The sequence below is a fragment of the Shigella sonnei genome (genome assembly GCF_002950395.1).
Classification (GTDB): domain Bacteria; phylum Pseudomonadota; class Gammaproteobacteria; order Enterobacterales; family Enterobacteriaceae; genus ECMA0423.
The window spans coordinates 1,003,923-1,028,042 of sequence record NZ_CP026802.1 but is presented as its reverse complement, the minus strand read 5'-3'; the positions used below and the strand labels follow the sequence as shown (position 1 = coordinate 1,028,042).

Sequence of the window (24,120 nt, the reverse complement as noted above, 5' to 3'; positions counted from 1 at the left end):
CCAACCGTTAAAACGAACCGACAACTCCATGAGGAACGGAATGATGAATAATAAAGTCAGCTTCACTAACAGCAATAATCCAACCATCTCTTTGTCTGCAGTGATCTATTTCCCTCCAAAATTTGATGAAACCCGTCAGTATCAGGCAATTGTGGTATCTCACCCAGGTGGGGGCGTTAAAGAACAAACGGCCGGAACCTATGCCAAAAAACTGGCGGAAAAGGGATTTGTCACTATTGCTTATGACGCATCTTATCAAGGTGAAAGTGGCGGCGAGCCGCGTCAGTTAGAAAACCCATACATTCGTACTGAAGACATCAGTGCCGTGATTGATTACCTGACAACGCTTTCTTATGTCGACAATACCCGAATTGGTGCGATGGGAATTTGTGCCGGTGCAGGATATACAGCCAATGCTGCAATTCAGGATCGCCGCATCAAGGCCATCGGTACCGTTAGTGCGGTCAATATTGGTTCGATGTTCCGTAATGGTTGGGAAAACAATGTGAAATCTATTGATGCCCTGCCATACGTTGAAGCGGGTTCAAACGCCCGAACCAGCGATATTAGCAGCGGAGAATATGCCGTTATGCCACTGGCACCAATGAAGGAGTCCGATGCGCCGAACGAAGAACTGCGTCAGGCCTGGGAGTATTACCACACCCCTCGCGCGCAGTATCCAACAGCACCGGGTTACGCTACTTTGCGCAGCCTTAACCAGATTATTACCTTTGATGCTTACCATATGGCGGAAGTGTACCTGACTCAGCCGATGCAGATTGTGGCGGGCAGCCAGGCAGGGAGCAAATGGATGAGTGACGACCTGTACGATCGAGCATCAAGCCAAGATAAACGCTATCACATTGTTGAAGGCGCAAACCATATGGATCTTTATGACGGCAAAGCCTATGTGGCTGAAGCAATTTCAGTATTAGCTCCGTTCTTTGAGGAAACTCTGTAATGAAACATATTCAAATCCGCAATAGTGATATGGCCTGGTGGATTTGCCCCTATATTTCCAGACATCTGTTATCACTTAACCCATTACAAGCCCGCTGCCGCAGATATTCCCGTGGCGAGCGATAACCCAGCGCACTATGCGGATGCCATTCGTTATAATGCTCGAACGCCTCTGCAAGGTTCTTTGCTGCCGTTAACCCGTCTGGTTTGGGCATGATACTGATGTAGTCACGCTTTATCGTTTTCACGAAGCTCTCTGCTATTCCGTTACTCTCCGGACTCCGCACCGCCGTGTTCTTCGGTTCAAGTCCCAACATCCGGGCGAACTGGCGTGTTTCATTAGCCCGGTAGCATGAACCATTATCCGTCAGCCACTCCACTGGAGACGACGGAAGATCGTTGCCGAAGCGGCGTTCCACCGCTCCCAGCATGACGTCCTGTACTGTTTCACTGTTGAAGCCGCCGGTAGTCACCGCCCAGTGCAGTGCCTCACGATCACAGCAGTCCAGCGCGAACGTGACACGCAGTCTCTCTCCGTTATCACAGCAGAACTCGAACCCGTCAGAGCACCATCGCTGATTACTTTCTTTCACGGCCACTCTGCCTGTATGTGCCCGTTTCGATGGCGGTACAGCAGGTTTTCGCTCAAGCAACAGCGCATTCTGGCGCATGATCCGGTAAACACGTTTGGCATTGATCGCAGGCATACCATCAAGTTCTGCCTGTCTGCGAAGCAGCGCCCATACCCGACGATAACCATACGTGGGCAGCTCTCCGATAACATGGTGTATACGGAGAAGCACATCCGTATCATCAGTGTGACGACTGCGGCGGCCATCCATCCAGTCATCGGTTCGTCTGAGAATGACGTGCAACTGCGCACGCGACACCCGGAGACAACGGCTGACTAAGCTTACTCCCCATCCCCGGGCAATAAGGGCGCGTGCGCTATCCACTTTTTTGCCCGTCCATATTCAACGGCTTCTTTGAGGAGTTCATTTTCCATCGTTTTCTTGCCGAGCAGGCGCTGGAGTTCTTTAATCTGCTTCATGGCGGCAGCAAGTTCAGAGGCAGGAACAACCTGTTCTCCGGCGGCGACAGCAGTAAGACTTCCTTCCTGGTATTGCTTACGCCAGAGAAATAACTGGCTGGCTGCTACACCATGTTGCCGGGCAACGAGGGAGACCGTCATCCCCGGTTCAAAGCTCTGCTGAACAATTGCGATCTTTTCCTGTGTGGTACGCCGTCTGCGTTTCTCCGGCCCTAAGACATCAATCATCTGTACTCCAATGACTAGTCTAAAAACTAGTATTAAGACTATCACTTATTTAAGTGATACTGGTTGTCTGGAGATTCAGGGGGCCAGTCTACCTGGCATATTGCTGCCAATATTCAGTTTCCACCAAATTTTGATGAGTCAAAACAGTATCCGGCGATTATCAGCGTCCATCCTTTTGGCAGTTGTAAGGAGCAGACGTCTGGCAATATCTATGGCAAGGCATTGGCTGAAAAAGGCTATCTCGTTCTCGCTTATGACGCCAGTTTCCAGGGAGAATCTGGTGGGGAGCCTCGCTGGATAGAAGATCCGACACAGCGCGTAGAGGATATTAGCCGTGTTATCGATTATGCAGTAACTCTGCCATATGTTAATGCTGAACGTATTGGCGTGCTGGGAGTGTGTGGGGGTGGTGGCTATGCCATTAATGCCGCGCTGACAGAAAAACGAATTAAAGCAGTAGTGAGTATTACGGGTGTTAATATCGGGCGTCTTTTTCGGGAAGGTTTCAGCAATTACGATCCGATTGGCGCATTGGGTGATGCTGCCAACTTACTGATTTAGTGTATGATGGTGTTTTTGAGGTGCTCCAGTGGCTTCTGTTTCTATCAGCTGTCCCTCCTGTTCAGCTACTGACGGGGTGGTGCGTAACGGCAAAAGCACTGCCGGACATCAGCGCTATCTCTGCTCTCACTGCCGTAAAACATGGCAACTGCAGTTCACTTACACCGCTTCTCAACCCGGTACGCACCAGAAAATCATTGATATGGCCATGAATGGCGTTGGATGCCGGGCAACTGCACGCATTATGGGCGTTGGCCTCAACACGATTTTACGTCACTTAAAAAACTCAGGCCGCAGTCGGTAACCTCGCGCATACAGCCGGGCAGTGACGTCATCGTCTGCGCGGAAATGGACGAACAGTGGGGCTATGTCGGGGCTAAATCGCGCCAGCGCTGGCTGTTTTACGCGTATGACAGTCTCCGGAAGACGGTTGTTGCGCACGTATTCGGTGAACGCACTATGGCGACGCTGGGGCGTCTTATGAGCCTGCTGTCACCCTTTGACGTGGTGATATGGATGACGGATGGCTGGCCGCTGTATGAATCCCGCCTGAAGGGAAAGCTGCACGTAATCAGCAAGCGATATACGCAGCGAATTGAGCGGCATAACCTGAATCTGAGGCAGCACCTGGCACGGCTGGGACGGAAGTCGCTGTCGTTCTCAAAATCGGTGGAGCTGCATGACAAAGTCATCGGGCATTATCTGAACATAAAACACTATCAATAAGTTGGAGTCATTACCGGCGCATTGAATGCAATGGCGTCGCAACGAACCAAAGAGGCTCGTGGTGGAGAATTACAGATCAACGAATTACTTCCCGCCAGCCTGGATGCAGCAAAAGCCCATGGACTGACCGAACGCGATGTTTATGAAGCAACTGACTACTATAAAACACCACGCGGGCAACAACCGGGAGGTGCGACAAAAATGTTGTTCTCACATGCACAGAAAACGCTGGCCTGGGATGCCTTCGCATTTACTGAAGTGTTACTGACTCAGCCGGTGATGGTAGTAGTTGGTGAAAAAGTCGGTGCCTTCGGTGCTTATCGTGATGGACTGGAAGTCTATGGCCGGGCGATGGTTTCGCAGGATCGTCAGTTAGTTTCATTACCCGATTTCTCACATTATGAACTGTATGACAAACCGGAAGCAGTTCAGGAGGCGCTGGAAAAAGTTATTCCTTTTTTCAACACCCATCTGGGATAAGTTTCATGAGAAATATTATGAAAAATGTACTGATTCTTGGTGCTGGCGGTCAGATAGCCCGCCATGTGATTAATCAACTGGCAGATAAACAAACCATTAAACAAACTTTATTTGCCCGTCAGCCAGCAAAAATCCACAAACCCTATCCAACTAATAGCAAGATTATTATGGGAGATGTACTGAATCATGCAGCACTGAAGCAGGCCATGCAGGGACAGGACGTTGTGTATGCCAACCTTACGGGGGAAGATTTAGATATTCAGGCAAATTCAGTGATCGCTGCGATGAAAGCCTGTGATGTTAAACGTCTGATCTTTGTTCTTTCCCTCGGTATTTATGATGAAGTTCCAGGAAAATTTGGCGAATGGAATAATGCAGTTATTGGTGAGCCCCTAAAACCATTCCGCAGGGCTGCGGATGCAATTGAGGCTTCTGGACTGGAATATACAATTCTTCGCCCTGCCTGGCTGACTGATGAAGATATTATTGATTATGAGCTTACCTCACGCAATGAACCATTCAAAGGTACGATCGTATCACGTAAGAGTGTCGCAGCATTAATCACAGATATCATCGATAAACCTGAGAAACACATTGGTGAGAATATAGGTATCAATCAACCCGTGACTGATGGTGACAAGCCATTATTCATGTAAACCAATTAAATAGTTACCATCGTAATGTACTATGTGCAGTACGATTTATTAAACTTATTAAGGTGAACTGATCAATCCGATGCGATTAACATGTGTAGAACCAGTAAGAATAAAATACGCCATGTATATAACATTACGACTTACATCTAAGTCAGCATAATTCTAATATCTGCACATCAATAAAAATGCAAACAACTTCCGGCAAAAAAAGTGATACAAGATCGATGACATAGCGTTGAAGAAAAGGATTTGATAATCCGCAAAATTTGCACAACACTGCCTGGGTAATGACTCCAACTTATTGATAGTGTTTTATGTTCAGATAATGCCCGATGACTTTGTCATGCAGCTCCACCGATTTTGAGAACGACAGCGACTTCCGTCCCAGCCGTGCCAGGTGCTGCCTCAGATTCAGGTTATGCCGCTCAATTCGCTGCGTATATCGCTTGCTGATTACGTGCAGCTTTCCCTTCAGGCGGGATTCATACAGCGGCCAGCCATCCGTCATCCATATCACCACGTCAAAGGGTGACAGCAGGCTCATAAGACGCCCCAGCGTCGCCATAGTGCGTTCACCGAATACGTGCGCAACAACCGTCTTCCGGAGACTGTCATACGCGTAAAACAGCCAGCGCTGGCGCGATTTAGCCCCGACATAGCCCCACTGTTCGTCCATTTCCGCGCAGACGATGACGTCACTGCCCGGCTGTATGCGCGAGGTTACCGACTGCGGCCTGAGTTTTTTAAGTGACGTAAAATCGTGTTGAGGCCAACGCCCATAATGCGTGCAGTTGCCCGGCATCCAACGCCATTCATGGCCATATCAATGATTTTCTGGTGCGTACCGGGTTGAGAAGCGGTGTAAGTGAACTGCAGTTGCCATGTTTTACGGCAGTGAGAGCAGAGATAGCGCTGATGTCCGGCAGTGCTTTTGCCGTTACGCACCACCCCGTCAGTAGCTGAACAGGAGGGACAGCTGATAGAAACAGAAGCCACTGGAGCACCTCAAAAACACCATCATACACTAAATCAGTAAGTTGGCAGCATCACCCACTGCCTGTAATACTTCCTGAACCAGAGACGATCATGACCGTAACCCGCCCACGCGCCGAACGCGGCGCATTTCCGCCCGGAACAGAACATTACGGACGTTCATTATTGGGCGCGCCGTTAATCTGGTTTCCTGCCCCTGCAGCCAGCCGCGAAAGTGGTTTGATTCTGGCTGGCACTCACGGTGATGAAAACTCTTCGGTCGTCACGCTCTCCTGTGCTCTGCGGACGTTGACACCTTCTTTGCGCCGCCATCATGTGGTGCTGTGTGTGAATCCTGACGGCTGCCAGCTGGGGTTACGGGCCAATGCTAATGGTGTGGATTTAAACAGAAACTTTCCGGCGGCGAACTGGAAGGAAGGTGAAACGGTTTATCGCTGGAACAGCGCCGCTGAAGAACGTGATGTCGTATTACTGACAGGTGACAAACCTGGCTCAGAACCTGAAACCCAGGCGCTGTGCCAGCTTATACACCGCATTCAACCTGCCTGGGTGGTCTCATTCCACGATCCACTGGCCTGTATTGAAGATCCCAGACACAGCGAATTAGGCGAATGGCTGGCCCAGGCGTTTGAATTGCCTCTGGTAACCAGCGTCGGTTATGAAACGCCTGGCTCTTTCGGCAGTTGGTGTGCAGATCTCAACTTGCATTGCATCACCGCAGAGTTTCCGCCCATCTCCTCCGACGAAGCCAGCGAAAAATATCTCTTTGCGATGGCAAACTTGCTGCGCTGGCATCCTAAAGATGCAATTCGCCCGTCGTGAACTGAAGCGCCGGTTCCACATCTACCGCCAGCCAGGTCGGTCCGTCAAGATCGGCGAAACTGACCTGCGGCACCAGCGGTAAAGCGGCGCTAATGGCACGAGAGGTACACAACATGCAGCCCAGCATCAGACTGAAACCTTGTGCACGCGCTTCAGTCGCCAGCGCCAGCGCTTCCGTCAGACCACCGATTTTATCGAGCTTAATGTTAACCATCTCATAGCGCCCTTTCAGCGCCTTCAGATTGCTACGTGTATGACAACTCTCATCAGCACAAATCGGCAACGGATGAATAAAATTCTCCAGCGCCGCATCGTCCTGCGCAGGAAGGGGTTGTTCAAGCATCGCAACGCCTAAATCCGCCAATAGCTGGCAACGCGCCGCCAACCCTTCTGCACGCCAGGATTCATTTGCATCAACGATCAGCGTCGCATCGGGCACAGCTGTGCGAATTGCCACCATCCGCTCACTAATAAGATGGTTATCCAGCTTCACTTTCAGTAATTTCGCGCCTGCCTGCCAGAGTGTTGATGCACTATTGGCCATCTGATCAGGCGTACCGATGACTACCGTCTGTGCAGTGATAACTGTCTCGGGAAGCGTTATGCCGATCAAATCAGCCAGCGATTGCTGCTGTTTTCGCGCGGCCAGATCCCACAATGCACAATCCAGCGCATTACGTGCTGCGCCGGCAGGGAGAATTTTTTGCAACTCCTCCCGTGTCAGCCCTTTCTCTAATTGCGACACGACGCTCATAATTTGCGCCATTACCGAGGCATCACTTTCTCCATAACGCGGATACGGCGTGCATTCGCCGGTGCCTTTAATACCCTCTTCTTCCAGTTCAACCACCACCACGCGCGCTTCACTGCGACTTCCCCGGGCAATCACAAACGGGGTATGTAAGGGCCAGGCTTCCTCAAATACCTTAACGGTTCTCATCTTTACTCCTTGTTGTCGCGGTGGTCTGCGGATTAAGCGCAAATAGCGTTTGCTGTGTTATTGACAGTTAGCATAAACTAGGTGTGACGTTAACTATATGTAAACAGGAAAGATAATCATGTCACAAACCGTTCATTTCCAGGGCAACCCGGTTACAGTCGCCAATTCCATCCCGCAGGCGGGTAGCAAAGCGCAGACTTTTACTCTCGTGGCAAAAGATCTGTCTGACGTCACCCTCGGTCAGTTTGCGGGTAAACGCAAAGTGCTGAACATTTTCCCGAGTATTGATACCGATGTTTGCGCCGCATCAGTACGCAAGTTTAACCAACTGGCAACTGAGATCGACAACACCGTTGTGCTGTGTATCTCTGCCGATCTGCCGTTCGCCCAGTCTCGTTTCTGCGGCGCAGAAGGTCTGAACAACGTTATCACCCTCTCCACTTTCCGTAACGCTGAATTTCTGCAAGCTTACGGTGTGGCAATTGCTGATGGCCCACTGAAAGGTCTGGCAGCGCGTGCCGTTGTGGTTATTGACGAAAATGACAATGTGATTTTCAGCCAGCTGGTGGATGAAATCACCACCGAGCCGGATTACGAAGCAGCTCTGGCTGTACTGAAAGCATAAGTTAATATGCCTGATGGTGTTGCACCATCAGGCATATTCGCGCTTACTCTTCGTTCTTCTTCTGACTCAGACCATATTCCCGCAACTTATTGGCAATCGCGGTATGTGAAACGCCGAGACGTTTTGCCAGTTTGCGCGTGCTGGGATAATTGCGATAAAGCTGGGTTAATACCGAGCGTTCAAAACGGCTGGTGATTTCGTCCAGCGAACCTTCCATCGCATCTTCGCCCACGGCTACCGTTGCGGCGTCATAATCCGGCAACAAAATATCCTGTGGACGCAGCTCATAACCGTCCAGTTGTGTCAGTGCGCGATAGATAGCGTTCTTTAACTGCCGCACATTTCCCGGCCACGCATAACGCGTAAGTACAGTATTCAGGTCAGCGGCCAGTTTCGGACGCTGCACGCCCTGCTCGTCGGCAAAGCGGGCGACGAACAGCTCAGTTAACGGCATGATGTCCTGCGGACAGTCACGTAGCGGCGGCAGATTGAGCGTCAACACGTTCAGACGATAATAGAGATCTTCACGGAACATGCCTTTTTGCACCAGTTCGACCAGATTCTTCTGCGTAACGCAAATCACCCGCACATCGACATGCACCTCATGGTCTTCGCCAACCCGACGGAAAGTGCCATCATTAAGGAAACGCAGTAATTTCGCCTGCATCCGTGGTGACATTTCCCCTATTTCATCCAACAGCACCGAACCACCGTTCGCCTGCTCAAAGAATCCTTTCTTCCCTTCCGGAGCATGACCAAACAGTTCACTCTCGACCGCATCTTCCGGTATAGACGCACAGTTCAGCGCCAGGTAAGGTTTGCCCGCTCTGGGGCTTGCCTGATGGCAGGCGTAGGCAAAGAGATCTTTACCTGTACCTGTGTCACCCGTAATCAGCAGCGGCGCGCTTAGCATCGCCAGTTTCTGCGCCTGTTCGACAACATGCTTCATTTTCGGGCTGACGGCGACAATTTGACTGAAGGCGCTGACGTCCTGGGCGGCGACATTTTGCAACTGGCGGCCCATACGAATCGTTGATCGCAACATCACCACCGCACCGGTCAGGACGTGTTGATCATTTTCATCCTGAAGATAAACAGGCGTAATCTCCATCAGGAAATTCTGCCCATTAATAACGACATGCTCGTTATGCGAATCTTGCGGTTCGCTTTCCAGCCAACGTAAAAAATTAAAGCCGTTAATCAATTGTGCGGCGGTATGGTTGCGCAGGCGATCCAATTTTTGCCCAAAAAGCTGACAGCTCGCCGGGTTCGCCATATCCACTTTGCTTTTCATATCGACAGAGAGCACAGGTTCAGGCAACGCCTCCAGTAACGCGCTCAACGCCAGATGCTCACGTTCGGAAGGCATCCACGGGACAGTACGCACATCGGTAACACCCGCAATACGGCGTATTTCGGCCATCAGACTGCTGAAACTCTCAAACTCCAGTTCAGCAAAATTGAGGTAGATTCGCCCAATGGGATCAATCTCAATACCGCGTAAATCAATGCCTCTTAGCACGAGTAGATCGAGTAATTCGCGGGTCAGACCGAGTCGGTCTTCACAAAAGACTTCCAGACGCATGGGAACCTTCACCTGAAAAAAGAACAATTAATATGATGATATGACACTATTTGGATAGCAGGAAGGTTTCTGTCAACAATCATTGACACAAAGACGGAAAAACGGGCACTTCGGCGTAAAGATATCCGGTCAGCACCCGATATTGGGTAATGACTCCAACTTATTGATAGTGTTTTATGTTCAGATAATGCCCGATGACTTTGTCATGCAGCTCCACCGATTTTGAGAACGACAGCGACTTCCGTCCCAGCCGTGCCAGGTGCTGCCTCAGATTCAGGTTATGCCGCTCAATTCGCTGCGTATATCGCTTGCTGATTACGTGCAGCTTTCCCTTCAGGCGGGATTCATACAGCGGCCAGCCATCCGTCATCCATATCACCACGTCAAAGGGTGACAGCAGGCTCATAAGACGCCCCAGCGTCGCCATAGTGCGTTCACCGAATACGTGCGCAACAACCGTCTTCCGGAGACTGTCATACGCGTAAAACAGCCAGCGCTGGCGCGATTTAGCCCCGACATAGCCCCACTGTTCGTCCATTTCCGCGCAGACGATGACGTCACTGCCCGGCTGTATGCGCGAGGTTACCGACTGCGGCCTGAGTTTTTTAAGTGACGTAAAATCGTGTTGAGGCCAACGCCCATAATGCGTGCAGTTGCCCGGCATCCAACGCCATTCATGGCCATATCAATGATTTTCTGGTGCGTACCGGGTTGAGAAGCGGTGTAAGTGAACTGCAGTTGCCATGTTTTACGGCAGTGAGAGCAGAGATAGCGCTGATGTCCGGCAGTGCTTTTGCCGTTACGCACCACCCCGTCAGTAGCTGAACAGGAGGGACAGCTGATAGAAACAGAAGCCACTGGAGCACCTCAAAAACACCATCATACACTAAATCAGTAAGTTGGCAGCATCACCCGATATTGCATTATTTTTCGCTGGGTGTTTTGCCTTTTTGCAGTGTTTCTTTCACCTGACCGATAAGCTGACGACGGAAATCCCCGAGGCGAGGTTTGTCATCGTCAATCCACGGCAGCGGGCGGCAAAGCTCCATAGCTTTAATCCCGAGTCGTGCCGTCAGAAGTCCTGCACCAATCCCCTGAGCTGCGCGGGTAGACAAACGAGCAGCGAGATCTTGCGACATCCAGTCCATCCCCACTTCGCGCACCAGTTCGCTGGCTCCGGCAAAAGCGATATTCAGCAATACCAGCTTAAACAGACGCAAACGGCTGTAATACCCCAGTTCAATGCCATACAGCGTGGCGATGCGATTAATTAAACGCAGATTGCGCCAGGCGATAAACGCCATATCGACCAACGCCAGCGGGCTGACCGCAATCATCAACGTTGATTCCGCCGCCGAACGGCTGATTTCGCGCCGCGCCTGGGCATCTAAAACTGGCTGGACCAAATGCGCATACAGGCTGACCACTTCACGGTCGTTTTGCGTTTCATGGATTGAGGCATACCAGCGTTGCAGCGCCGGATGCGACTGATCAATACCCGCCTGCTGCGCCAGTTTTTCGCAAAATGCGCGGCCTTTGCCCGTGCCGTGGCTATGCAATAAATCACGCGCTTCGTCGCGTTCATGGGCGCGCTGTCGCAAGCACCATAAGCACTGCCACTCTGTTACCACAGAACCTACGCCAGCGCCGATAATCAATGCCCCAGCGGCACATCCACCCAGCGCTACCCAGTCCTGGGTTTGCCAGGCATTCATTGTCCACTGTACACCCTGCCCGACAACACTTGCGCCAAACAGAGCCAGCCCGCCCATCACCATTTTGCGCCACAGGCTGCGTTTCGGACGTAACGCTGCATCCATTACCGCTTCAACTTGCCCCTCTTCTTCAGGCGCTTCATCGAGCGTGGCCGGGGCAAAATTTTGCGCCTGATTTTCGTCAAAGGTCTGCTGCGCCCTGAATTTTGGATTCTGATCGACCTCCAGCGGACCGTCGAAATCAATACGTGGTTTTAACGGTTCGGTCATCGCAATTTATCTCCTATTAAAAATTCCAGCGCGGCATCAAGACGAATATGCGGCAGCGGTTTGTCGACATCCATCACCTGCGGGCGAAACGCTTCAAACTGGAACCCTTGCTTGTCCCAGAACGCCTGACCGGGCAAACGCGCAGGAACTTCACCGGGGTAAACGGTGAGAGGCGCACCATCGCTGAGCCGATTACCGCGCAATGCCGGAATTTTCTCGCCGTTGACATCAATAATGCCGCTGGTGGTCGCCTGCACCGAGGCCAGCCCCAGGCAATCCATACTAATCCCTTCAAACGCCGCATTTTGCCAGGCATCCTGAATCAGTTGTTGCAGTAATGAAACCATATTGGCGTGCTGATCGACCGTTACATGGTCCGCTTTCGTTGCGGCAAACAGCAGTTTGTCGATAACCGGCGAGAATAAGCGGCGAAAGAGCGTGCGCTGCCCGTAGTGGAAACTTTGCATCAGCTGCGTCAGTGCCAGACGCATATCATTAAATGCCTGTGGCCCACTGTTGAGAGGTTGCAGGCAATCCACCAGCACAATCTGGCGGTCAAAGCGCAGAAAATGATTCTTATAGAACCCCTTCACCACCTTCTCGCAGTAATAATTAAACCGCTCGCGCAGCATTCCGGCATTGGTGTGCTTATCGGCCTGCGCCAGTTTGGACTCGCCCCAGGTATCGACATCCGGCCACGGGAAGAATTGCAGCGCGGGCGCACCTGCCATATCTCCTGGCAAGACAAAGCGCCCTGGCTGAATAAAGTGCAGCCCCTGCTGTTTACAGTGGTGGAGATAATCGGTCCACGCGGCGGCAATGTCTGCCAGCCGGTTTTCGTCGGCAGGTGCTAGCGGGTCCAGCCCTTCGCACATCATTCGCCATTTGACCGACCATTCGCCGCGCTGACCATTGAGTAAGCCCGTCATCTGGCGTGACCAGCTTAAATAGTCCTGCGCCAGCATCGGCAGGTCGAGCAACCATTCGCCGGGATAATCCACAATCTCCAGATACAGCGTGGAGGTGTCTTTGAAGTGGCGTAGCAGCGAATCGTTCGATTTAAAACGTAGCGCCAGGCGGATTTCACTGACGCCGCGCGTAGGCGTCGGCCAGGCGGGAGGATCGCCATATAACTGCGCCAGTCCTTCATCATAGGTGAAGCGCGGAATGCCAAAGTCACGCTGAGGAATGCGTTTTACGCCCAGCAGGCGCTCTTCACGCACCGCGCTTAACAGCGGCAAGCGTGCTCCGGCGTGAATATTGAGCAACTGATTGACCATCGCAGTGATAAACGCTGTTTTGCCGCTGCGGCTTAGTCCGGTTACGGCGAGGCGCAGATGTCTGTCGACACCCCGATTCACCAGCGCATTAAGTTCATTTTTAAGTCGCTTCATTGCTGTCCTGTGCTGCTCTGAAGACCAGAAAAAAATCATTCGTAAGGATATGAATGTGGGGGCCAGGCCATTGATTATCAACTGCCCGTGTTGTCATCGACGGGCGAACTCCATAAGATGTGCAGCATTCACGTTCGGACGGAGTTCCTGACCTATGTCCCCTACTATTTATGATATTGCCAGGGTTGCAGGCGTATCAAAATCCACCGTATCACGCGTGCTGAATAAGCAAACTAATATCTCCCCGGAAGCGCGCGAAAAAGTGTTACGGGCCATTGAAGAATTACAGTATCAGCCAAACAAGCTAGCCCGCGCGCTGACCTCTTCGGGTTTTGATGCCATTATGGTGATTTCTACCCGTTCGACCAAAACTACGGCGGGTAATCCGTTTTTCTCTGAAGTTTTGCATGCCATCACCGCCAAAGCTGAAGAAGAAGGTTTCGACGTGATATTGCAGACGTCGCACAACCCGGCAGAAGACTTACAAAAATGTGAAAGCAAAATTAAGCAGAAAATGATTAAAGGCATTATTATGCTAAGTTCGCCAGCGGATGAGTCATTTTTTGCCCAACTCGATAAATACGATATTCCGGTGGTGGTGATTGGCAAAGTTGAAGGTCAATATGCCCATGTTTATTCTGTCGATACCGATAATTTTGGCGACAGCATTGCGTTGACCGATGCATTAATTGAAAGTGGGCATCAAAATATTGCCTGCCTGCATGCTCCGCTTGATGTCCATGTTTCAGTGGATCGGGTAAATGGTTATAAGCAGAGCCTGGCTGCGCATAATATTGCAGTGCGTGATGAATGGATTGTTGACGGTGGTTATACCCATGAAACAGCACTGCAAGCCGCGAGAGAATTATTAAGCCAGTCACCGTTGCCTGAGGCGGTGTTTGCCACTGACAGTCTGAAATTAATGAGTATTTATCGTGCGGCAGCAGAGAAAAATATTGCTATTCCGCAGCAGTTAGCGGTGGTGGGTTATAGTAATGAAACGCTGTCGTTTATATTAACGCCTGCACCGGGCGGCATCGATGTTCCGACGCAGGAGTTAGGTCAACAAAGCTGCGAGTTATTATTCCGCTTAATTTCTGGAAAACCGTCACCACAGAATATTACCGTTGCCACGCATATGACGCTGAAATAAATACCAGCTACCTTGCCTGAATGCCGGATGCGATGCTAGCGCATCTTATCCGGCCTACATTTATAGATCGGATAAAGTACTCGCGCCGCATCCGGCAATTTAGCCCATTATCAGAACGAGTAATTTACGCCGACACCTGCATAATGGAATTTATCACTGTCTCCTTCGTCGTGATCCTGCCACTCAAACGCGTATTCCAGCGAAACGGAAAGTCCGTTCTGGAAATCATAACCGTAAAATAAACCTACACGGTTAAAATCATGGCCTTCACGTTCAATATCATCCTGCCAGTCCCAGTTACTCCAGCGATCCAGCCCAATGCGCGTATACGGCGTCACCGAGTGGTTGCCGAGCGTCAGCGGCAAATAGGCGCGAATTTCTTGCGTGGAAAACTCACCGTTATTGCGGCTGTCGTCCATATTGAAGCCGCGCTCGAGATAATAGTTCACTCGCAAGGCAACCGTTTCGTTGAAGGTATATTGCAGACCTGTTTCCGTTTCGACACGGGTATCAGCGTAACCGGTAGTGTTCAGATCGTTGGCAAATTTATACATCGACAACCAACCGTTGAAACGTAAATCGTCAGTCAGTTTCACATCCCAGTCTGGCGCGATTTTCCAGCGCTGCATATTCGCCGTGTCTTTACCCGGTTCATCAACGTAGTGATAACCATAATTACGGAAACCGCCGGTCAGGCCGAAACTGAAATCATCGTTTTCGAGGAACTGATAATGCACCTCCAGCTCCGGGCGATCAAACCACGTTCCACGTTTACCCGCGCTATAATCTACCGGCCCTTCCTGATAATAGGCCAGAGCAATTCTCCACGGCCCGTTGGCGGCATTAAAATAGACTGAAGGCTCCGCCAGCCGGTAATGACTCCAACTTATTGATAGTGTTTTATGTTCAGATAATGCCCGATGACTTTGTCATGCAGCTCCACCGATTTTGAGAACGACAGCGACTTCCGTCCCAGCCGTGCCAGGTGCTGCCTCAGATTCAGGTTATGCCGCTCAATTCGCTGCGTATATCGCTTGCTGATTACGTGCAGCTTTCCCTTCAGGCGGGATTCATACAGCGGCCAGCCATCCGTCATCCATATCACCACGTCAAAGGGTGACAGCAGGCTCATAAGACGCCCCAGCGTCGCCATAGTGCGTTCACCGAATACGTGCGCAACAACCGTCTTCCGGAGACTGTCATACGCGTAAAACAGCCAGCGCTGGCGCGATTTAGCCCCGACATAGCCCCACTGTTCGTCCATTTCCGCGCAGACGATGACGTCACTGCCCGGCTGTATGCGCGAGGTTACCGACTGCGGCCTGAGTTTTTTAAGTGACGTAAAATCGTGTTGAGGCCAACGCCCATAATGCGTGCAGTTGCCCGGCATCCAACGCCATTCATGGCCATATCAATGATTTTCTGGTGCGTACCGGGTTGAGAAGCGGTGTAAGTGAACTGCAGTTGCCATGTTTTACGGCAGTGAGAGCAGAGATAGCGCTGATGTCCGGCAGTGCTTTTGCCGTTACGCACCACCCCGTCAGTAGCTGAACAGGAGGGACAGCTGATAGAAACAGAAGCCACTGGAGCACCTCAAAAACACCATCATACACTAAATCAGTAAGTTGGCAGCATCACCCATCGCCGATGATCCAATAAATCCGGCAACAAACATATTCGCTGGTTGGTTATAAACCGTTTTCGGCGCACCAACTTGCTGAACAATCCCATCCTTCATAATCACAATCCGCGTCGCCATGGTCATCGCTTCGGTCTGATCGTGGGTCACGTAGATCATGGTGGTATTCAGCTTCTGGTGCAGCTTGCTGATCTCTGCGCGCATTTGCACGCGCAGCTTGGCATCAAGGTTAGAGAGCGGTTCATCCATTAAAAACACGCCCGCTTCGCGCACAATCGCCCGCCCGAGCGCCACACGCTGGCGTTGCCCGCCGGAAAGCGCGCCCGGCTTGCGTTTCAGGTACTCACGCAGGCCGAGAATTTGCGCCGCCCAGTTCACCCGCTCATCAATCACCTCTTTGGCGATTTTTTGCATCTTCAGGCCAAACGCCATGTTGTCGTAAACCGTCATATGCGGATACAACGCGTAGTTCTGGAACACCATCGCTATATTGCGTGCTTTGGCTGGAACGTCATTCATTCGTTTGCCGTCGATCAACAGATCGCCGCCGCTGATCTCCTCAAGCCCGGCAATCATGCGCAGGGTGGTCGACTTACCGCAGCCTGACGGACCGACAAACACGATGAACTCTTTATCGGCAATTTCCAGGTTGAAGTCCTTCACCACATGCACCTGGTTATCGTAGATTTTTTGAATATGTTGTAACGAAAGCTGAGCCATGTTGATTCCTTTGCTATACGTTTTGCCAGAAGGCCGATAACCGCGACCAGGTCAGGGAGTCCGTTGAAGGCAATAGTAATTGCGCCCCGGTTATGCCCGCGCCGATCCCCACCGAGCGCATACCGCTGGCGTTAATGGCGTCAATGCCCGCCTGCGCATCTTCAATGCCGATACATGCCTGCGGCGGCACGCCCAGCCCGGCACAGACAGCGAGAAAGATTTCCGGATCCGGTTTCGAGTTTTTAAGTTGGGAAGCATCCGCGCAGAAGGTGAAAAACTCACGCAGCTCCAGTGCATCTAAAATCGTCGGCGCATTGAGGGAGACAGAAGCCAGCCCTACCGAGATCTGTTGTGCGCGGAGATCTGCCAGCAAAGAGCGAATGCCGGGTAGAACAGCGTTGACCGTCAACTCGCGCAATGAGTGGACATAGAGCAGATTTTTGCGATACGCCAGTTGCGCCCTCTCCTGCGAGTTAAAGTCGCCCTCTTTGCCCCCGTGTTGCAGAATGCGCCGCAGAGACTCATCGCGGCTGATCCCTTTTAGGGATTCGTTAAACTGCGCATCAATGCTGATGCCAATTTCAGCGGCAATCTGCTGCCACGCCTGGAAATGCAGATGCGCGGTATCGGTGATTACACCATCCAGATCGAAAATTACCCCTTGCAGTTTCATTCATCCTCCTGATGTGTGGCAGCGGTCCCATTGAAGGGCAAAATAAAATCACCCAAACAGAAAACAGATTCTTCAGCCACGGATATAAGCTGACCGTTCAAACGCAGTGAAACGGGGGCAGAAGTTCGAATCGCAATACGCTGCGCGTCAAGAGTGACCTGTAATTCGCAGCCCTGCCAGAACAGAGGGAAAGACAACTGTTGCCACTGCTCAGGTAACGCCGGATTGAGATGCAATTCACCGTCACGCACGCTCACCCCGGCAAAACCCTGAATCGCCCCCAGCCAGATAGCGCCAGTTGCGGCAGCATGGATACCATCATCACAACTATGCGGATCAGCACCAAGATCGATTTCAGTCCCCTCGCGCCAGAACTGATAACTTTGGGTCAGCAGGCCACAGCGTGCGGCAACAATGCCGTGGATTGCTTTACTTAATGACGAGTCGTGAATAGTGCGCGGTTCATAAAATTGCAGATTGGCAAGACACGATGCCGCTGAGAACTGCTCCGGCAGCATGTAATTGAGCATCACCACATCAGCTTGTTTGAGGATTTGCATCTCGTTCACTTCTGCGCGTGAATAATCCAGCAGAATGGTTTGCTTCCCCGCCGCCGCTTTGTATTTCGCAAGATTAATCGCCGGCTTAGCCATAAACGAATCATCCTGCGGCAAAACGCCGTCGGGCTGAATTTCTGGCAGCCGCAGTTCTTTAAGGAACATTTCGGCACGATGAATAAACGCGTCGTCGCTACAGCCAAACTGGCGGGCAATACTCAGCGCCTGCTGGACGTTGTAATACGCCATATAGCTGGTGAAGGCGTTATTATTGACATGTTCGGTATATTCGTCAGGCCCAATAACATCATGAATTTCCAGACGGTCGTTAACCCTCACCGCGCGGCTAATCCAGAACTTTGCAGTTTCCAGAAGTAGCGCCATGCCTTCATGCGCAATGAAACTTTCATCCCCCGTGGTCTGCCAGTATTGAATAACCGCCCAGGCGATATCGGCCACCAGATGATGTTCCGCCTGCGCCGAGGCCACTTTTTGCCGCAGCCCGGTGCGAATGTTAATGGCGGCAAATTCCGGCGTCTCTTCTTCGCCGCTGCGCGCGCTTTCCCACGGAAATAGCGCGCCCTGCCAGCCGTTGCGTCGCGCTTTCTCCTGCGCGCCTGGCAAGTTGTGCCAGCGATAACGCAGTAAACTTCGGGCAACCGTCGGATCGCTAAACAGATGAAACGGTAACAAAAATACTTCTGTATCCCAGAAAACGTGGCCTTTGTAGCCTTCGCCGGTTAAGCCTTTTGCCGCAATGCTGCTGCGCTCGTCGTGGGCAGGCGTCATGATGCGCAGATGATAAAGCGCATAATCTAACGCTTGCTGATCGTGCGCTTCGCCGCCATTTACCGTGATACGACGTTTCTGCCACCATTGACGCCAGTTTTCTGTTGATACTGCAAGAAGTTGGTCGTAACTCTGCTGCGCGCACATTTCAAGCTGGCGAAGCGACGCGCTGCCCCACTCGTCTAAAACGGCTTGCCTGTCATCCCGCCAGTCGATCCACACCAGTTTTTGCAACGTCACTGTCTCGCCTGCATGAAGCTGCGCACTGGTATGTTGCAGTAAACGGCGCTCTTTGGCGGTATAGCATTGCTGCACATCACCGCTCACCTTACAGCAACAGCTGATGGCCACATCACTGCGTCCATCCTGGGTGGTGTAGATCCCCTGCATCAAATGCTGACCAAACACCCGCACCTGGGTTTCGTCGAGATGCTGGCGACCGTGGTTGGTCTGCGTGGCGTCAATGCCTGTTGAAATCAGCACTGACGCGTCGGCGTCCAGTGGCGTAATAGTGATTTCCAGCACAATGAGCGGCAGTTGGTCTGCCGAAACAAAGCGACGGCTGGCGATGGTGTAACCTGTGCCGTTGCTGGTACGCCAGACAACGCTACGGCGTAATTCTCCACTGGCAAAGTCAAGTTCACGCTGCCAGGCTTCGCGGGATAACGAGAAAACCTCACCATTTATGGCAATCTCCATCCCCACGACATCAGGCAGGTTCACCAGTTCGTTGATTTCACCTTTTCCCGCCCGATGATACAGCCCCGCCAGATACATCCCTCGCGTCTGGCGCGTGTAATCTTCTTCATGGCTGGCGCGAAGCCCAAGATAGCCGTTCCCCTGCGCCATCAGCGATGCATACTTGTTCAGGGTATGCTGGCTGAAATGGGGTTCTGATAACGTTACTGGCCTGGTCATAATTCCACACGCGTCCCTGTTTCTGCGGATTGATACAACGCCGCCACCAGTTGCTGGATGATGTACCCCTGCTTGGCGTCGGCTATCATCACGGGCTTGCCCTGTACGTGATTGATAAAGGCTTCCATGCTGCGCAAATGGCGGTTGTCGTCTGCCATTTTCCGTTGCATCAGCGTCATTAATTCACCGTTGTTATCGGTGTAGATATGTGCTGGAAACAGCGTCGCACCAGCTTTATCACCACAAAAGCTGACGTTCATAATCGACTGTTCGCGGATGTTGAGTGCAAATGACGTTTCCAGCCACAGAATGCCGCCGTTATGAAATTCAATGGTGCCAAACAGCGAATCTTCGACGCTGTAAGTTGCCGGATCCCACTCACCAAATTGACCACAGCTCTTTTGCGTGCCGATCTTTTGAAAGCTATGCGCATTCACGCTTTTCACCGCCGGAAAGCCCAGCACATACATCGCAGCATCCAGCATATGAATGCCGATGTCGATCAGCGGGCCACCACCCTGCAGTTCTTTATTGGTAAAGACACCCCAGCCGGGAACGCCGCAGCGACGCAGGGCGCGGGCGGTGGTAACGTAAATCTCTCCCAAAACGCCGTTGGTCACCTGTTCACGCAGCTGTTGCGTATCGAGCGCAAAACGATGGTGAAAGTCGTAGGCCAGCACCTTGCCCAGTTTGCGCGCGGTATCGCACATTTCCCGCGCCTGTTCTGGCGTCATGGCGAGCGGTTTTTCGCACATCACATGGCAGCCCGCTTCCAGTGCCATCAGGGTATGTTCGTAATGAAAACGGTTAGGTGAGCAGACGCTAACCACATCAGGTTTCACCGCCAGCAGCATGGCCTGCGGATCGTCCCACACGGATGCATTCCCGTATTTTTCTGCCAGCGCCTGCGCCTGGGAAAGGCGGCTGTCACAGACAGCCACCAGTTCCAGATCGTTGCGGGTGCAGTAGTACGAAGCATGAACCTTATCCGCCACCTGGCCTGCGCCTATTATCGCGACCCGCAGCGGAGAGCTTGTCATTGCACTTTTCACAAAGACCTCTTAGCAGGTACGCAACCAGGCCAACGAATCACGGTACGCCTGGGCAGGATCTTCCGCCCGGATACGCCCTTCGTACACTACATAGCCCTGATAGTTATCCGCGCGCAGCTGTTCAAACAGCGCGTGGAAATCCAGGGTGCCGCTGCCCGGCTGGTAGCGATGGTTATCCGCAATATGCACATGACCGAGCAGGTCGCGGTTGTCATGCAGCGCCTGCGCCAGGTTATCTTCTTCGATATTCATGTGATAGAAATCGCCGATAATCTGTACATGTTTAAGATCGTTTTCGACGATGTAACGGCGGGCATCGGCGAGGGTGTTGATCATATGATCCTGATAGCGGTTTAACGGTTCGAGATACACCACTGTTCCGGTACGCGCGGCGACCTGTTCCAGTACGCGCAGGGAATCACTCACCATTTTGCGGTCGCCGTCCAGGCTACGCGGCGAGGTCATCGGCGGTAAGCGGAAGGTAAACATGCCCCACGCTGCCGGAACGACGATACCTTTATCCCCCACTTCTGCCAGCGCTTCGAGAATGCGTTCGATCTGCTTTAAGCCATTAAGACGACGCTCTTCGATAAAGTCGCCAATCCAACCGTCATAGCCACCGCAGGCGGTGGTCACCGGTAAACCGGTTTCTTTGATTGCTGCTTTGACTTCTTCGAGATTGTTGACCAGCAGTTTGCCGTCAATCTCAAAACCATCGAAGCCCATCTCTTTGATATAACGAAATTTCTCCAGAATGTTTTCCGGAAAGAATGCCTGATTCTGTGTGCCTATTTTCATTTTTTCATTCCTTTGAATTAAAACGTAACGCCCATTTTGATGCTCTGTTCCGGATGCTGATCGACATACTGCATGTAGCTTTCCGGGCTATTGGCAAAGGTCACTACCGGGTCGATTAAATCTTCGCAATTGAGATAACCGTTCATCAGCAGTTCCCAGCAGGTTTCTTCAATACGCTTACGGCTCCAGCGCGGATAATCCGGGTTCGGTTCGCTGCACGCGCGGGAGAAAACAATTTTGGCGTTATTGAAATGCGCTTCGCGTCCGAGGTTAAAACCTTCAGCAAATGGTTTGGCAAACGCAACATAGGAGATGGTGCCACCGTAGGCCAGACCGCGGAACGCCGATTGCAGCGCGTCGGCATAGCCGCTGGTTTCGATAATCACATCGGCACCCTGCTTGCCGGTCAGCGTTTTGATCTCTTTGCCTACGTCAGTACCAATGGGGTTAAGGCAGAAATCCGCGCCGTGGCGACGGGCAATATCACAGCGATGAGCGATAGGATCGACGCCAATCACGACCGACGCGCCAGCACGTTTAGCCAGTTGAATGGCAATTTGACCAATCGCGCCAAGCCCTACCACCACAACAAAATCACCCACGCGCACGTTGGCATCGCGCACGCCGCTCATGGCAAACTGCGCCGGGTCGTAACAAACGGCGTTTTTCCACGAGCTGCCTTCCGGCATTTTGCGCAGCTTGTAGTTATTCACCGCGTTAATGATGACCGTCTCGGAGAGCGGGCCGTAGCCGCATACGCTGTCGCCCACCGCGTAGTCGGTAACGTCGCTGCCGCACTCGATAATGTCGCCAACCACCATGTTTCCAAGCTGGAATTTGCCAAACTCAATGCCGCGCGGCGCATCTGCCGGACGCGGAGTGAACATCTGCCATTCGCCGTTAAAGTCTTCATCGATAAACGGGCTGGCGGCGCGGAAGTCGACCACTTCCGTTCCGTGTTTCGGTGCGCCGAAACGCACGCGGACCTTCACTTCATTAGCTAAAATCGCCCGATCTTCATACTCAACCAGCGCAGCAACACGCGGTGCTGTGGCTACTAACTTTTTCATTTAAAACTCCTTGTAAAGAAACTGGCCGCTTTAGCCCTTCACGCCACCGGCGGTCAAACCACTCTTAATAAAACGTTCCGAAAGCGCATACATAATCACCACCGGCAATGCGGTCACCAGTGAGGCCGCCATCATCCGTCCCCAGATGTAATCTGGCGTACTGAACAGCGCGTTCAGGCCCACCGGTAAGGTGAAATTGCCGGCGCTGGAGAGGAAAATCGACGCAAACAGATAGTCGTTCCACGCCACCATAAAGCAGTAGACGAACACGGATATCAACCCGGACATCGCCAACGGCACGGTGATGCGGAAGATAATTTGCAGACGGTTGAGGCCATCCATCATCGCCGCTTCTTCGATCTCATCGGGGATGGTGTCGAAGTAGCTTTTCAGCATAAACACGGCGGTGGGCAGAGTTTGCGTCACCATGGTGATGATCAGCGCCATCTCAGTGTCGTAAATGCCCAGCGCGGTGATGATTTTGAACAGCGGCACCACCAGCAAAATGCCAGAGAACATATACACCGTGTAAAAGCTGGCGTTGATGGTCATCCGACCTTTAAAGCGCAGGCGGGAAAGCGCGTAAGCCCCAAGAATGCCGAGGAATACCGCCACCACGGATGAAACCACAGACACCACCAGACTGTTACGGAAGTAGTCGACAAACGGGAAAATCATCGGGTTAAAAATGTCGACGTAATGCTCCAGCGTCCACTGCTGCGGCAGCAGCGTAGGATGCAGTGAGATCGCCTCTTTCGCGCCCTTGAACGAGGTCATCAGCATCACAAAAAATGGAAACAGCGTGATGATGAGAAACAGCGCCAGCCCGCAGTAAAAACCGATGCGACTGAGTGTGCGTTTATTTGTTGCCATTGAGGTTCACCCGTTTCCTGGTCAGCAGAATGACAGCGAAAATAATGATGAAGAGCACCACCGAAATCGCCGCCGCTTTCCCTAAGTCATTAAAGGCAAAGGCGGTTTTGTAGAGATAGACGCCGAGAATATCGACCTTGGTGGTCAGCAGATAAACATCAGCAAACATGTAGAACATCCAGATAGTGCGCAGGGTCACCACCGTCGCCAGGACCGGCATAATTGCGGGCAGCGTGACGATGCGAAACCGCTGCCAGGCATTAGCGCCATCCATCTCTGCCGCTTCGTACAGCGATTTGTCGATGGTCTGCAAAATCGCCAGAAACGAGATAAAGGCATACGGGAAGTAGCGCCAGATGGCGAACAGCACCACCAGCACAAAGCTACTGCCCGGATTATCGAACCACAGCGGTGCCTGCTCATAGAGATGCAGAAGATCGACGCCGAGGTAGTTCACAATGCCGTAGCCGTTGTTGAACATGTATTTCCAGGCAAACACCAGCGAAATGGACGGCGTTACGTAGGAGAGGATCACCAGCGAACGCGCGGTTTTGCGCAGGCGGAACTCGCGGTTGAAAAACATCGCCACTGCCAGCCCGAGCACGGTGCTGCCCGCCACCACCAGCGCGGTATACCAGACCGTCATCCACAGCGAGTGCCAGAAGCCGGGATCGGAGAGGATACGCACATAGTTACTCACCCCAACAAAGGTTGACTCGATGTTGGGATTGAGCGGCAGACGTAAAAAACTGATTTCGATATTCGACACCATTGGCCAGGCCACCAGACCACCCAGCAGTAATAAGCTGGGCGCGAGAAGCAGCAGCGCAAAGGGCATATCGGAACGACCTGAAAAAAGCCTGTTCATTGCG

At 52.1% G+C, this 24,120-nt stretch carries 21 protein-coding genes and 4 pseudogenes; 8 read left to right on the top strand and 17 right to left on the bottom strand.

Going from position 1 to position 24,120, the window contains the following annotated elements:
• Positions 1-40 precede the first annotated feature (40 nt).
• Positions 41-961 carry an alpha/beta hydrolase gene (locus tag C1P89_RS05435; RefSeq protein WP_000981718.1) on the top strand — a complete coding sequence of 307 codons (921 nt, stop codon included), beginning with the start codon at positions 41-43 and terminating at the stop codon, positions 959-961.
• Between the two features lie 49 nt (positions 962-1,010).
• Here the strand turns inward: C1P89_RS05435 and C1P89_RS05430 are convergent.
• Positions 1,011-2,239, bottom strand: a protein-coding gene (locus C1P89_RS05430) for an IS3-like element IS2 family transposase (RefSeq protein ID WP_088895425.1) whose coding sequence is annotated in 2 segments (ribosomal slippage) — positions 1,011-1,924 and positions 1,924-2,239 — 1,230 coding nt in all. Because the reading frame shifts where the segments join, the coding sequence is not laid out codon by codon here.
• A 63-nt stretch (positions 2,240-2,302) separates the two neighbouring features.
• On the opposite strand from C1P89_RS05430, the pseudogene C1P89_RS05425 reads away from it, so the two are divergent.
• The 4 genes and pseudogenes from C1P89_RS05425 to C1P89_RS05410 all read left to right on the top strand — a co-directional run.
• Positions 2,303-2,788 (top strand): annotated as a pseudogene (locus C1P89_RS05425) (alpha/beta hydrolase); the annotation flags it as partial.
• Positions 2,789-2,828: 40 nt separating this feature from the next.
• A protein-coding gene (locus C1P89_RS05420; protein ID WP_094096600.1) for an IS1-like element IS1A family transposase occupies positions 2,829-3,526 on the top strand; the annotation gives its coding sequence in 2 pieces (ribosomal slippage) (positions 2,829-3,078 and positions 3,078-3,526; 699 coding nt in all).
• Between the two features lie 15 nt (positions 3,527-3,541).
• Positions 3,542-4,006 (top strand): annotated as a pseudogene (locus C1P89_RS05415) (alpha/beta hydrolase); the annotation flags it as partial.
• A gap of 17 nt (positions 4,007-4,023) precedes the next feature.
• The gene (locus C1P89_RS05410) at positions 4,024-4,662 is read left to right on the top strand and encodes an SDR family oxidoreductase (protein ID WP_001344821.1); all 639 of its coding nucleotides are present in this window, start codon (positions 4,024-4,026) and stop codon (positions 4,660-4,662) included.
• A gap of 298 nt (positions 4,663-4,960) precedes the next feature.
• On the opposite strand, the gene C1P89_RS05400 is transcribed toward C1P89_RS05410, so the two are convergent.
• Positions 4,961-5,658, bottom strand: a protein-coding gene (locus C1P89_RS05400; RefSeq protein WP_094096600.1) for an IS1-like element IS1A family transposase whose coding sequence is annotated in 2 segments (ribosomal slippage) — positions 4,961-5,409 and positions 5,409-5,658 — 699 coding nt in all. Because the reading frame shifts where the segments join, the coding sequence is not laid out codon by codon here.
• 90 nt (positions 5,659-5,748) lie between these two features.
• On the opposite strand from C1P89_RS05400, the gene mpaA reads away from it, so the two are divergent.
• Positions 5,749-6,477 (top strand): murein tripeptide amidase MpaA, encoded by a 729-nt coding sequence (gene mpaA, locus C1P89_RS05395; protein ID WP_000219122.1) that lies wholly within the window; start codon positions 5,749-5,751, stop codon positions 6,475-6,477.
• On the opposite strand, the gene ycjG is transcribed toward mpaA, so the two are convergent.
• On the bottom strand, positions 6,452-7,417 hold the full coding sequence (ycjG, locus tag C1P89_RS05390) for an L-Ala-D/L-Glu epimerase (RefSeq protein ID WP_005142742.1): 966 nt from the start codon (positions 7,415-7,417) through the stop codon (positions 6,452-6,454). The genes mpaA and ycjG overlap by 26 nt on opposite strands.
• A 118-nt stretch (positions 7,418-7,535) precedes the next feature.
• Between ycjG and tpx the strand changes: the two genes are divergently transcribed.
• Positions 7,536-8,042 (top strand): thiol peroxidase, encoded by a 507-nt coding sequence (tpx, locus tag C1P89_RS05385; RefSeq protein ID WP_000084381.1) that lies wholly within the window; start codon positions 7,536-7,538, stop codon positions 8,040-8,042.
• Between the two features lie 43 nt (positions 8,043-8,085).
• On the opposite strand, the gene tyrR is transcribed toward tpx, so the two are convergent.
• From tyrR to C1P89_RS05365, 4 genes are all read right to left on the bottom strand, one after another.
• On the bottom strand, positions 8,086-9,627 hold the full coding sequence (gene tyrR / locus C1P89_RS05380) for a transcriptional regulator TyrR (protein ID WP_005137044.1): 1,542 nt from the start codon (positions 9,625-9,627) through the stop codon (positions 8,086-8,088).
• A 160-nt stretch (positions 9,628-9,787) separates the two neighbouring features.
• Positions 9,788-10,485, bottom strand: a protein-coding gene (locus tag C1P89_RS05375) for an IS1-like element IS1A family transposase (protein WP_094096600.1) whose coding sequence is annotated in 2 segments (ribosomal slippage) — positions 9,788-10,236 and positions 10,236-10,485 — 699 coding nt in all. Because the reading frame shifts where the segments join, the coding sequence is not laid out codon by codon here.
• A gap of 65 nt (positions 10,486-10,550) precedes the next feature.
• A complete protein-coding gene (locus C1P89_RS05370) occupies positions 10,551-11,612 on the bottom strand; it encodes a YcjF family protein (protein WP_000138707.1) in 1,062 nt (353 codons plus the stop codon).
• Complete coding sequence (locus C1P89_RS05365; RefSeq protein ID WP_000825793.1) at positions 11,609-13,006, bottom strand: YcjX family GTP-binding protein; 1,398 nt, start codon at positions 13,004-13,006, stop codon at positions 11,609-11,611. Before C1P89_RS05365 ends, C1P89_RS05370 begins: the two co-directional genes overlap by 4 nt.
• A 154-nt stretch (positions 13,007-13,160) precedes the next feature.
• Between C1P89_RS05365 and C1P89_RS05360 the strand changes: the two genes are divergently transcribed.
• Positions 13,161-14,159 carry a LacI family DNA-binding transcriptional regulator gene (locus C1P89_RS05360; protein ID WP_000075378.1) on the top strand — a complete coding sequence of 333 codons (999 nt, stop codon included), beginning with the start codon at positions 13,161-13,163 and terminating at the stop codon, positions 14,157-14,159.
• A gap of 110 nt (positions 14,160-14,269) precedes the next feature.
• On the opposite strand, the pseudogene ompG reads toward C1P89_RS05360, so the two are convergent.
• The 10 genes and pseudogenes from ompG to C1P89_RS05310 form a co-directional block, all read right to left on the bottom strand.
• Positions 14,270-15,028: pseudogene (gene ompG, locus C1P89_RS05355) on the bottom strand (monomeric porin OmpG); the annotation flags it as partial.
• Positions 15,029-15,045: 17 nt separating this feature from the next.
• Positions 15,046-15,743 (bottom strand): IS1-like element IS1A family transposase gene (locus tag C1P89_RS05350; protein WP_094096600.1). Its coding sequence is split into 2 segments (ribosomal slippage): positions 15,046-15,494 and positions 15,494-15,743, totalling 699 coding nucleotides; the frame shifts between segments, so codons are not numbered across the junction.
• 55 nt (positions 15,744-15,798) lie between these two features.
• Positions 15,799-16,518: pseudogene (locus tag C1P89_RS05345) on the bottom strand (ABC transporter ATP-binding protein); the annotation flags it as partial.
• A 13-nt stretch (positions 16,519-16,531) separates the two neighbouring features.
• Positions 16,532-17,191, bottom strand: a complete 660-nt coding sequence (gene pgmB, locus C1P89_RS05340; protein ID WP_000775798.1) for a beta-phosphoglucomutase — start codon at positions 17,189-17,191, stop codon at positions 16,532-16,534.
• On the bottom strand, positions 17,188-19,455 hold the full coding sequence (gene ycjT, locus C1P89_RS05335; RefSeq protein WP_000198046.1) for a kojibiose phosphorylase: 2,268 nt from the start codon (positions 19,453-19,455) through the stop codon (positions 17,188-17,190). The genes pgmB and ycjT overlap by 4 nt, the downstream gene beginning before the upstream one ends.
• A complete protein-coding gene (gene ycjS, locus C1P89_RS05330; RefSeq protein ID WP_005137030.1) occupies positions 19,452-20,507 on the bottom strand; it encodes a D-glucoside 3-dehydrogenase in 1,056 nt (351 codons plus the stop codon). The genes ycjT and ycjS overlap by 4 nt, the downstream gene beginning before the upstream one ends.
• Positions 20,508-20,516: 9 nt before the next feature.
• Positions 20,517-21,305 carry a 3-dehydro-D-guloside 4-epimerase gene (gene ycjR, locus C1P89_RS05325; protein WP_000690237.1) on the bottom strand — a complete coding sequence of 263 codons (789 nt, stop codon included), beginning with the start codon at positions 21,303-21,305 and terminating at the stop codon, positions 20,517-20,519.
• A 17-nt stretch (positions 21,306-21,322) separates the two neighbouring features.
• A complete protein-coding gene (gene ycjQ / locus C1P89_RS05320) occupies positions 21,323-22,375 on the bottom strand; it encodes a D-guloside 3-dehydrogenase (RefSeq protein ID WP_000737359.1) in 1,053 nt (350 codons plus the stop codon).
• 30 nt (positions 22,376-22,405) lie between these two features.
• The gene (locus tag C1P89_RS05315; RefSeq protein WP_000224657.1) at positions 22,406-23,248 is read right to left on the bottom strand and encodes a carbohydrate ABC transporter permease; all 843 of its coding nucleotides are present in this window, start codon (positions 23,246-23,248) and stop codon (positions 22,406-22,408) included.
• Entirely contained in the window at positions 23,235-24,116 is an 882-nt protein-coding gene (locus C1P89_RS05310; protein WP_001080790.1) for a carbohydrate ABC transporter permease, read from the bottom strand. Before C1P89_RS05310 ends, C1P89_RS05315 begins: the two co-directional genes overlap by 14 nt.
• Between the last annotated feature and the right edge of the window lie 4 nt (positions 24,117-24,120).